The organism is Moritella sp. (genome assembly GCF_013215705.1).
Taxonomy (GTDB): domain Bacteria; phylum Pseudomonadota; class Gammaproteobacteria; order Enterobacterales; family Moritellaceae; genus Moritella.
The window spans coordinates 53,930-64,664 of the sequence record NZ_JABSQR010000033.1; the positions used below are offsets into that span (position 1 = coordinate 53,930).

Annotated in this window: 11 protein-coding genes; 7 read left to right on the top strand and 4 right to left on the bottom strand. The window is 39.7% G+C overall.

Features of this window, described 5'->3' with window-relative positions:
- Window positions 1-186 precede the first annotated feature (186 nt).
- Together HRT96_RS18800 and HRT96_RS18805 are read left to right on the top strand one after the other, a co-directional pair.
- Entirely contained in the window at window positions 187-756 is a 570-nt protein-coding gene (locus HRT96_RS18800; RefSeq protein ID WP_293159727.1) for an NAD(P)H-dependent oxidoreductase, read from the top strand.
- A gap of 2 nt (window positions 757-758) precedes the next feature.
- Window positions 759-2,681 (top strand): monovalent cation:proton antiporter-2 (CPA2) family protein, encoded by a 1,923-nt coding sequence (locus HRT96_RS18805; RefSeq protein WP_293159729.1) that lies wholly within the window; start codon window positions 759-761, stop codon window positions 2,679-2,681.
- Window positions 2,682-2,798: 117 nt separating this feature from the next.
- Here HRT96_RS18805 and HRT96_RS18810 read toward each other — a convergent pair whose 3' ends face one another.
- Together HRT96_RS18810 and HRT96_RS18815 are read right to left on the bottom strand one after the other, a co-directional pair.
- Window positions 2,799-3,329: a DUF1566 domain-containing protein gene (locus HRT96_RS18810; RefSeq protein ID WP_293159731.1), complete on the bottom strand. Its 531-nt coding sequence runs from the start codon at window positions 3,327-3,329 to the stop codon at window positions 2,799-2,801.
- A 104-nt stretch (window positions 3,330-3,433) separates the two neighbouring features.
- Window positions 3,434-4,147 carry a DUF1566 domain-containing protein gene (locus HRT96_RS18815; protein WP_293159733.1) on the bottom strand — a complete coding sequence of 238 codons (714 nt, stop codon included), beginning with the start codon at window positions 4,145-4,147 and terminating at the stop codon, window positions 3,434-3,436.
- 176 nt (window positions 4,148-4,323) lie between these two features.
- Here HRT96_RS18815 and HRT96_RS18820 point away from each other — a divergent pair, with 176 nt between their 5' ends.
- Together HRT96_RS18820 and HRT96_RS18825 are read left to right on the top strand one after the other, a co-directional pair.
- Window positions 4,324-5,355: an NADP-dependent oxidoreductase gene (locus tag HRT96_RS18820; RefSeq protein WP_293159735.1), complete on the top strand. Its 1,032-nt coding sequence runs from the start codon at window positions 4,324-4,326 to the stop codon at window positions 5,353-5,355.
- A 9-nt stretch (window positions 5,356-5,364) separates the two neighbouring features.
- Window positions 5,365-5,988, top strand: a complete 624-nt coding sequence (locus HRT96_RS18825) for a glutathione S-transferase family protein (RefSeq protein WP_293159737.1) — start codon at window positions 5,365-5,367, stop codon at window positions 5,986-5,988.
- Window positions 5,989-6,076: 88 nt separating this feature from the next.
- On the opposite strand, the gene HRT96_RS18830 is transcribed toward HRT96_RS18825, so the two are convergent.
- Window positions 6,077-7,660, bottom strand: coding sequence for a right-handed parallel beta-helix repeat-containing protein (locus tag HRT96_RS18830; protein ID WP_293159739.1), 1,584 nt, complete (start codon window positions 7,658-7,660; stop codon window positions 6,077-6,079).
- Between the two features lie 159 nt (window positions 7,661-7,819).
- Window positions 7,820-8,194, bottom strand: a complete 375-nt coding sequence (locus tag HRT96_RS18835; protein WP_293159741.1) for an MmcQ/YjbR family DNA-binding protein — start codon at window positions 8,192-8,194, stop codon at window positions 7,820-7,822.
- 357 nt (window positions 8,195-8,551) lie between these two features.
- Here HRT96_RS18835 and HRT96_RS18840 point away from each other — a divergent pair, with 357 nt between their 5' ends.
- The 3 genes from HRT96_RS18840 to HRT96_RS18850 form a co-directional block, all read left to right on the top strand.
- On the top strand, window positions 8,552-9,358 hold the full coding sequence (locus HRT96_RS18840) for an ABC transporter ATP-binding protein (RefSeq protein WP_293159743.1): 807 nt from the start codon (window positions 8,552-8,554) through the stop codon (window positions 9,356-9,358).
- Entirely contained in the window at window positions 9,355-10,215 is an 861-nt protein-coding gene (locus tag HRT96_RS18845; protein WP_293159745.1) for a metal ABC transporter permease, read from the top strand. Before HRT96_RS18840 ends, HRT96_RS18845 begins: the two co-directional genes overlap by 4 nt.
- 45 nt (window positions 10,216-10,260) lie before the next feature.
- Window positions 10,261-10,735 (top strand): zinc ABC transporter substrate-binding protein (locus HRT96_RS18850; protein WP_293159747.1); only part of this gene is annotated, 475 nt, incomplete at its 3' end.

A 10,735-nucleotide genomic window follows, 5' to 3' on the forward strand; every position in this document is an offset into this window, starting at 1 on the left:
ACCCTTCAATGATTTTAAAATAATATATATATCACTAAATTTAGTCAGTACAACTAAAAAAACACTGAAATAATTTGTTTTATATTATAAGCTTACATTATAACAATTCAGGTAATACCGACTTTAGGCACTAAGCTATTGAATGCCAGTATAAAGTTCTATTTCAATAAAGGATGATTGAAAAACATGCTCAAAATTCTCGTTTTATTTGCCCATCCTGCATTACAAAAATCAATTGCACATAAATCATTATTCAATGAAATTCAAAACATTGAAGGCATTACTTGTCACGACCTCTACGATACCTACCCAGATTCGTTTATCGATATAAAGCACGAACAAACGTTATTACTTAATCACGACATCATCGTCTTTCAATTTCCACTTTACTGGTATTCATGCCCAGCAATATTAAAAGAGTGGCAAGACCTGGTACTCGAACATGGTTTTGCTTATGGTGAACATGGCGATAAACTGGTTGGCAAAAAAATAATGCTGGCCATCTCCACTGGCGGGAGTATGAATTCTTACGCTACCGCAGGCTACAATGAACATGATATTAGCCAATTTTTATTACCATTTAGCCAAATGAGCAAACTGTGTAATTTAGAATACCTCACTCCATTTGTTGTTCATGACATTCATAAACGTCACAACCCAGCCCGAATTGCACGTAAAGCCAAAGAATACCGCCAACTATTATTAACGTTACAACAGCATAGTGACGCTGTAGCTGTAACACAGGAGAACAGTTAATCATGGAACATGGCGTATTATTTAATATTTTCATCTATCTTGCCGCGGGTGTCGTGGCGGTGCCTATCGCAAAGCGCCTAGGGCTCGGTTCAGTACTGGGTTATTTGATTGCTGGCGCAATTGTTGGACCTTATGCGTTAAGCTTAATTTCCAATCAAGAAGATGTTATGCACGTGGCCGAGTTTGGCGTAGTCATGATGCTTTTTTTAGTCGGCTTAGAATTAAAACCGGCCTTGTTATGGCAGTTAAGAATGCCTATTTTAGGCACAGGTGGCTTGCAACTTTGTGCGACAACCTTGTGCATCTTCTTACTGCTACTTGCCTGTGGACTTGCTTGGCAAACAGCACTCGCCATCGGTTTAATCGTAGCGCTGTCATCGACCGCAATTGTATTGCAAAATCTACAAGAACGGGAGTTAATGAAAACTGAAGCAGGTAAGAATGCCTTTGCCGTTTTACTTTTCCAAGATATTGCCGTTATTCCAATTCTCTCTTTACTACCGCTATTGGTAATACAAGACACTGCCATTGTCGAATCAACAATACCAAGTTGGCAGAGTGCATTAATGATTGCCGGTGTCATTGCCGGAATTATCATCGGTGGTCACTTTCTCGTGGTCCCCCTGTTACGCATTATTGCCAGATCACGCTCGCGTGAAATTTTCATCGCCACCGCACTGGCACTGGTTGTTGGTATCGCGTTAGCGATGGAAGCAGTCGGCTTATCTGCCGCACTGGGCACGTTCTTAGCCGGCGTTGTATTGGCAGACAGTGAATACCGCCACGAACTTGAGAGTGATATTGAACCGTTCAAAAGCTTATTATTAGGTATTTTCTTTATCTCTGTCGGCGCCAGTATCGACTTTAATTTATTATTCGAACAACCCGCACTCATCGCCTTTCTCGTCACCGGGCTCATTGTGATTAAATTTGTGGTGTTATTTATCACCGGCATCGTCTTTAAGATCCAGCGAAGTCAAAATTGGCTATTTTCTTGTGCCCTTGCACAAGGGGGTGAATTTGCCTTTGTACTGACCTCGTTTGCACTACAACGTCAAGTGTTTGATAACGAAATAGCCAGTTTACTGGTTTTAGTGGTTACCTTATCTATGGTATTCACACCACTACTATTAATTATTAACGATAAAATCATTGCACCCACATTCAAGCGAAAAGTACCGCATGCCGACAATAAAGCCACACCAGAGCATCAAATCCCTGAAGATACCGACAGTTCTGTCATTATCGCGGGTTTTGGTGGTTTCGGGCAGGTTGTTGGACGATTACTGCATGGTTATCATATCAATACCACTATCTTAGAAAACGATGTAAGTCAGATAGAGCTATTACAGCAATTCAAATACAAGGTATTTTATGGTGATGCCGAACAGCTTAATTTATTACATGCTGCCGGTGCAGATAATGCGAAATTATTTATTATTGCAGTCGAAAGTGCGAGCCGAACAAAGCGTATTTTAATCAAAGTAAAAAAACACTTTCCTCACTTAACCGTATTAGTACGCGCCACAGATCGTAACCATGCGCAGCAATTAATACGCCTCGGCGCCGATCATGTGTTTAGAGAATCTCTTGACTCTGGTATCAGCCTGGGTGTTGAAACATTAAAAGCCTTGGGAATGCGCGCCAATCAAGCTCATCGTGCGGGCCAGGTCTTCCGACGTCATGACGAAGCGGTATTACATAAAGAGGCAAGGCAGATGCATGAACACGAACCAGAGTTTGTTAACCGTAGTCTGACAGAACGACGTATATTGAAAAAATTATTGGGGTTAGATGCATTAACTTATTACGATAATCTCAATGATGCTTGGTCAACCCAAGCACATAGCAACGAAGATAAAAATACAGTGAGCAATTTAGCCGCTGCCCATAAACATAATAAGTCGACCAGTGAGCAGTCTTAGCCACAAAGCTAAGCCTGTAGATTAACGGAGACTAAAAGTGCTATTGCAGATAAACGGTTTGATCATTACTGCCGCCTTTAATACGGTCAAACAAAACCAGGGATGAATGAGCACTGATTAATCATACGCCTGCTGGCATATATCATCACAAGTTCGGACTAAACGCACAGTTAAACGCTCATTATTACCAAGACTATATAATAATCCATTCTGGAACTCGATCTGCCAAGCTCGCCCCATATTACTACGGCTTGGCGTACTCGACCAAGACTTAGAGACCGCTGGTAACAAAGGGTGATTTGGAAAGATCGTTTGGTTTAAGCTCGGTTCTTCACAGGCTGTTTCAATAATACTATAAAGTTCTTTAATGTCAGGTAGTCTCCAATCCGAGTACCCATCATTTTTAGTATTAAATTCGGAGGGTTCCATCATAGCTTCCCACCATGTAAAGTAGCGAACAGTACCGTACTGGCATCGGATTCCGGTCCGTCCACTAACACAAGTTTGCCATTCTAATCTTGTCGCCTTATCAAATAATAAACCATCATTATTTTTAATGAAGCGTTCCGTTGGTGTCGAAGTTTCGGCCTTATCGTTACAACGTTGCTCAAGTCCACTTACTTTCATCGGTACAATAAGTAATAACATAACGCTCGCTATGTAAAAAAGAGGTCGAATTACAATAAAAACCATCATTAATTCCTTTTTTATGAACACTTTATCGTCATGTTACAAATACAAAATAACGAACATTATTCACTACTTCGAACTAAACGCAGCGCTCTTGGTATACTGGTCAGATTGCCTTGAATATTGCCATATAAAAAATTAATCATCCAAGCAGATCCTAAGTCATCGCTATCAATATCAGCTGTCCAGTAATATTCATTTTGGGTATAAGGAAAATATGTCATTTCGATGGCAGGTAATGCTTGCGAATAATTAATAATACTTTGCAGCTCTAAACGAGTAGGCAATCGCCAATCATTGTAACCACACCAATCATCTTCATTCATGACAAGTGCGAATTTCTCGGTGTCACAATTACTACTGTCAATACAAATACCACCATTTTCGGTAACTATGTGACCATTAAAATCAACATCATTAGACCTAAACCACGAGTAGACATAATCGGCATCGTTGGCACTACCACTACCAATCACCGATTTAACTTCCCACATCAATCCAGTGTTATTATCGAGAACACAAAACCATTCCACAGAGTCTTCGGCAATAGCAGTTCCTTGCAAGCCAATTTTGGTTAAGTCTAGAAAATGTTCCTGACGGAGCAGGTTATCATCAAGACTTAATCCAGCGGGGTTTAAATTAATACGGATAACATAACCTGGTAGAAAAACACTGCCTCCGGCACCTGGATAGCTATTTCGGTCGACGTTACCACTGCCACCAGTTGGACAACCAATAAGCAGTAAACAACTAAAATATAAAGCTAAATACTTCATAATCGCATTCACCTTAAGCGTAAAAACAGTCCCTATACAGCAAGTCTAGATTAGAAACTTAGGGATATTCATAAATCAGTTAAAACAATTAATAGACGACCGGTCTACTTTAATTTATAGTTACCTCATTAAATTGTAAAATATGTTTATTAAATTTTATAAATAAAGGACTCAGTATGTCTCAATCACACTCAATTAATCGCCGTATCACCCTTGCTTCGCGTCCAGTTGGCGCACCGACTCCAGAGAACTTTCGTTTGGAAGAAGTTGCTATTCCATCGCCAAAAGACGGTGAACTATTACTGCGAACAAGTTACTTATCACTTGATCCTTACATGCGTGGCCGCATGAATGATGGTGCCTCTTATGCTGAACCAGTCGCCATTGATGGCACTATGGTTGGCGCGACAGTGTGTCAAGTTGTTACCTCTTTACACCCTGATTATCAAGTTGATGAATGGGTACTTGCTTACACTGGCTGGCAAGATTATGGAATTTCTGATGGCGAAGGTCTGATTAAATTAGGCGCAGAGCCAACTAACCCTTCTTTTGCGCTTGGGATTTTAGGCATGCCAGGCTTTACTGCTTACATGGGCCTATTAGATATCGGTCAACCTAAATCAGGCGATACGCTAGTTGTTGCGGCTGCAACGGGTCCTGTTGGGGCAACCGTCGGTCAGATTGGTAAGTTAAAAGGGTGCTATGTTGTTGGTATCGCTGGCGGCGCTGAAAAATGTAAATATGCCGAAGACGTATTAGGCTTTGATAAATGTATTGATCACAAAGCAAGTGATTTTGATGCACAATTAAAAGCGGCGTGTCCAAAAGGTATTGATGTTTATTTTGAAAATGTGGGCGGCAAAGTATTTGATAGTGTATTACCACAGCTCAATACTGGCGCTCGTGTTCCTGTATGTGGTTTGGTATCACAATACAATGCGACCGAATTACCAGACGGCCCCGATCGTTTATCGCTATTAATGGGCACGTTATTGGTGAAACGTATTAAGATGCAAGGTTTCATCATTTTTGATGATTATGCACATCGCTATAATGAATTTTTCGAAGATATGATGATTTGGTTGCAGTCAGGTCAGATCAAATATCGCGAACATATGATTGACGGGTTAGAAAATGCGTCATCAGCGTTCACAGGTATGTTGCAAGGTGAAAACTTCGGTAAACTTGTAATTAAAGTAGCTAAGTAGGAGACTAACATGATTAAATTACACCATTTAAATAAATCCCGTTCAAAACGTATTATTTGGTTATTAGAAGAGTTAGGCGTTGATTATGAAGTCATTGCATACCAGCGCGATAGCCAAACATTTTTAGCACCAGCTGAATTAAAAGCTATTCATCCACTGGGTAAATCACCTGTGATTGAAGATGATGGGCTAGTAATTGCCGAATCTGGCGCTATCACAGAATATCTTATTAATAAGTATGCCGCTGACAAATTAGCACCAAAGCTATGGTCAAAAGAATATGTCGATTATTCGCAATGGATCCATTTTGCTGAGAGCTCAGCTATTTTACCACTGTTATTAAAAATGTTTGTCGAGAAAGACGGTTGTGAAACCAATTTCATGGCTGCTTATGCAGATACCGAAATTGCTAAAGTGATCAGCTATTTTGATGCTTCACTAGAAGGTAAAACCTACCTGGTTGCAGAACAGCTAACCGGCGCTGATATTATGATGTCATTTATTGTTGAAATCTTAGCAAACAATCAAGTACTCGATAATTTTGTTCACCTTTCCCGTTACAGCAAACAACTTCACTCTCACCCTAGTTTATTAAAAGCGATAGATATTGAAGCTAAGTACGACAATAGCTGATTCGCTCCAATAATAGTGAATGGATAAAATGCCGCAAAGCCCTAATAACGTGTCTATCAGGGCTTTTTCTTTTATGGCAATCAACTAATTAATCATATTGACGAGAAAATACCCCGCTACAGTCGTCGCCAATCAGATAGTTTCCAGACGGTTTTAACATCACCTCATAATTACCATCGGATAAATTCTCAGCCCCAATATCAAATGTCCAGCCATTACCACCTAGCATTAATTTATTACCATAACTACTCGTACAGATCTGCATTAATTGGGAATGTGAAGCAGATGCGTTTGAATCTAAATATTGATCAATATAAGTAACTTCGAGTACAGGTGGCTTAACATCTGTTCTTTCATTACCGAAAGCATCAACAAGCGCAATGTCAAGATTAAGAGCCATATCATCGCCCAATAAAGGTTTACCGGTAATTAGCGTAGGTTGACAGGATAAAGTATCTATCACACTCGAATCAACCCCTTGTGAACCCAATGGTTGACCCAATGTACTTGCCGTTAATGCCCAACTTGTAGGGTTGAACAAATACACGCTACTTAACTCAGGATCATCTTCAAATAGCTGTGTAAAAGTTAAATTCTCATGTACTAACGTCTTAAAATTATTTACAGATATATGAGTTAACTGGTTTTGTGTATAAGATTGGCTTTTCGCGTCAATACCGATAGAGTTCAACTTATCGTTACCATAAAATAATGAGTTAATGACACTATTATTGATACTTGGACCACCCATTTCAGAAAACCAAACACCACGCGAGGCGTTGACTGATGTATGCTGTGAAATAACATTGCCCGATGATCGATAAAATAAAATAGAAATACCATAACCTTCAAAATCATCAGTAAAGTAATCTAGATTATTTTCCAAGGTGTTGTTATTTGAATTAATACTAAAATATAAATTCTCATGGGTATTATCCCACAAAGTATTGTATTCAATAACGTTATTCAAACCTTGTGATAAACTGATGCCCCATGTATTTTTATAAGAGGTGTTATAGGCAACATAATTATTATTACCTTGAATATTGATACCGCCACGGTTTCGCATCAAGAACTCATTACCATTACTATAAACCGTATTGTTCAGCACGTGCATATCCGAACTCCAATAACCAACAGTAATACCATTGCCGTTATCAGAATTTGCAATATTATTACGGGCAATACCACCACTTACATTGTGTAGCCATAAGTCATTGCCATTATTATTAAATACATTATTTTCTATGATTAAATCTTCACGTTCATCGGCTTTTGTATGTAGCACAAATAAACCATAATTCGCATTTTTAAATTCACAGTTTCGGACAATAATAGAGGTTCTTGCGCCAGTAGTAACAAGTTTATTCGATACCCCTTCTCCATCAAATTTTAATCCGTCAATAATAATACCATCTCGACCTATATGTAATACGCCTTGGTGTGCAGATCCAGTACCAATTAAAGTAGGTGACTGTCCGGGTTCTGCTCGAATCGTTAAATTTTCTTTATAAACATTTAACCCTTCTTCGTATGTTCTACTATCTGTAAACACGAGTTCATCACCCGGTTGGGCGGCTTGATACGCGCTGATTAAACTATCAAACTCTGAATTTTCACCAATTTTCAATATTGCAGCATGCATATCTCCAACCGAAAATATCCATATCATAATCAATATACATTTACATGAATTCATCATTATCTCCCAACAGCCACGCTCTTTTAATACTGCGAATTTACCATGATAAGAATAATCTAGAGTTTAGACCAGAATAATAAACGTGCTCTATATCACATTATATAATCAACAAATAGCATAAATATAAGATCATTCCTTTTCAACATAGGCTAATTTATCGAGCTCTAATTGTAATTTTTTAGTCAATTTACTCACCACTAGAGCATAAGATTGACTCGCTAAATTTTCGATCATCCCTGCTGGTACGTCGGCATTTAACACTACCGTTATCCAATGCCTTTTATTCATATGATAACCGGGGGAGATCGCAGTAAACTCATCCACCAGCACTTCAACATCACTCGGTTGTGCTTTTAAGTTTACTCGGCAGCCATTTTCATCTTCAGTGATTAAAGCAAACATCTTTCCCATAATTTTGTAGACCAAGACCTCAGGACCAAAAGGGTAGCTTGTTGCAGCCCCCTTTAAATTACAGATATAGCGCGCTAATTTCGTTTGTTCCATTTTTATATCTCCAAATTACATTTCAACTCACTCTCTCTTCAACTCGTTCTTATTGTTTCAGCCAATCAAATATCACACCTCGTTGTATATAAAATCACACATTTTGTATATAAAACCACAAATGTATTGTTATAACATAACATTAATCTTGCGTATCACTATTGTTATGTTATAACATCCCCAACCATTAAGACTAAACAATCATAATCAACCACAAAGAAATATAAAATGCAGCAAGATTCATCATCAAAAACAATTTCTTTATTACTGAGTAGCGTATTTACACGCCTTTGCATCGCACTCGTCATCACGACTAGTCTTTGGTTAACACTGTTACAGTTTATCGGATAATTAATCATGATTAAAATTATTGATCTAAGTGTTTCTTATCAAGAAAACATAGCGCTAAGCCATATCTCGACAACGATAGACGACGGCGATCTCGTCGCAATTGTCGGTCCAAACGGTGCCGGTAAATCCACATTACTCAAAAGTATCATGCAACAAATGGCCGCTGTATCAGGCTCTATCGAACTTGGTCGTTTAAGTTTGAAAGACATTGCCTACTTACCTCAAAGCAGCCAAATAGATCGTAAATTTCCAATCACGGTGAGTGAATTTGTGTCTGCAGGCGCTTGGCAACGTTGTAGTTTCTGGCGGCGATTTAGTCGTAAGGAACAGCACTTATTGCAACAGGCATTAGCCAAAGTAGATTTAGAAAATATGGCTGAACGTCAAATTAGTCAATTATCTGGAGGGCAATTTCAGCGCATGTTATTTGCACGTATGCTATTACAAGATGCCGATATTCTGCTACTTGACGAGCCATTCGGTGGCATTGATGCACAAACGACTGAACTATTAATGCGCGTTATTCAGGCGTGTCAGCAACAAGGTAAAACCGTTATCGCCGTGATCCACGATCTGGCCTTGGTACAACGATACTTTCCAACCACATTACTTGTTGCAACCAACTTAATTGCCTCAGGTAGAACATCGGATGTATTAACTCAACAGTATTTACTGCAAGCGGGTTATCAGCATTTTGCTCACTGTGCGGTGCATAACACATTTAATAATCCTTTACATAACATTCCAGACAACAGCACTAACGAAAATGCGGTGACTTCTGTGTCAGCTAACATCGAGAGTCAAGCATCATGAGTGCACAGTTATACGAATTATTTATCGCCCCTTTTTCTGAGTTTGTATTTATGCAACGCGCATTATGGGGGATTATCGTGCTCAGTATTAGCGCGACACCTGTGGGCGTATTTTTAACGCTTAGACGCATGAGCCTAACGGGTGATGCAATGGCACATGCTATCTTACCCGGTGCTGCCATTGGTTTTCTCATCTCGGGTTTATCTGTCACGGCCATGACGATTGGCGGCATTGTCGCGGGTTGTGTGGTCGCTGTACTCGCAGGCATGGTAGCCCGACATTCAAATGCGGAAGAAGATTCAAGCTTAGCCGCCTTCTATCTACTATCACTCGCTATCGGGGTATTAATCATTTCATCCAATGGCAGTAATGTAGATTTATTACATGTGCTATTCGGTTCAACACTCGCACTCAATGATGATGCTTTAATATTACTCACCGTTATCGCCACAATCTCTATTTTAGCACTCGCGATATTGTATCGTCCTTTAGTAATGGAATGTGTTGACCCCCACTTTTTCAAAACCATCAGCAAACTGAGTGCCGTGGCCCACTATGGATTTTTACTCCTCGTCGTACTCAATTTGGTTGCCGGTTTTCATGCATTAGGCACCTTAATGGCCGTTGGTTTGATGGTTCTGCCTGCTGCGATTGCGCGCTTTTGGTCTAATCGTTTAGGTGGCATGTTAATAGTGGCGTTTATCACCGCTGTGATCAGTGGCTACTTCGGTCTGTTTCTTTCTTATCATGCCAGCCTAGCAACCAGCCCGGCGATTGTATTAGTACTCGGCATACTTTATATCACCTCACTCATATTTGGCCGTAACGGCGGATTATTGTTTAAAAACAACAGTTAAAAATAACTCAACTTATTAATATTTAGCCCTTATAAGGACAATGAAATGTTTAAAACCACGCTCACTTCATCCATGATGATTCTTAGTTTAACGACCAGTACAGCCGTCATGGCAGAGCAGAAGCTTAATGTCATCAGTAGTTTTTCGATTCTCGGCGATCTCGTGTCACAGGTAGGTCAAGAACATATAACCGTGACAAATTTAGTCAAAGTTGACGGTGATGCGCATGTATTTAATCCCACCCCTCAGGATGCCAAAGCCATTTCAAAAGCACAATTGGTTGTCACCAATGGCTTACATTTTGAAGGCTGGATGCCACGTTTAATTGAAGCGGCTAACTACCAAGGTGTGCAAGTCATTGCCACTAACGGTATCGATGTACTCAGTACAAAAAAAGAACATGAACACCATGACGACGAACATGCACATCACGACGACGAACATGCACATCATGACAACGATCATGCACACCATGACGACGATCATGCACACCATGACGACGAACATGCACACCATGACG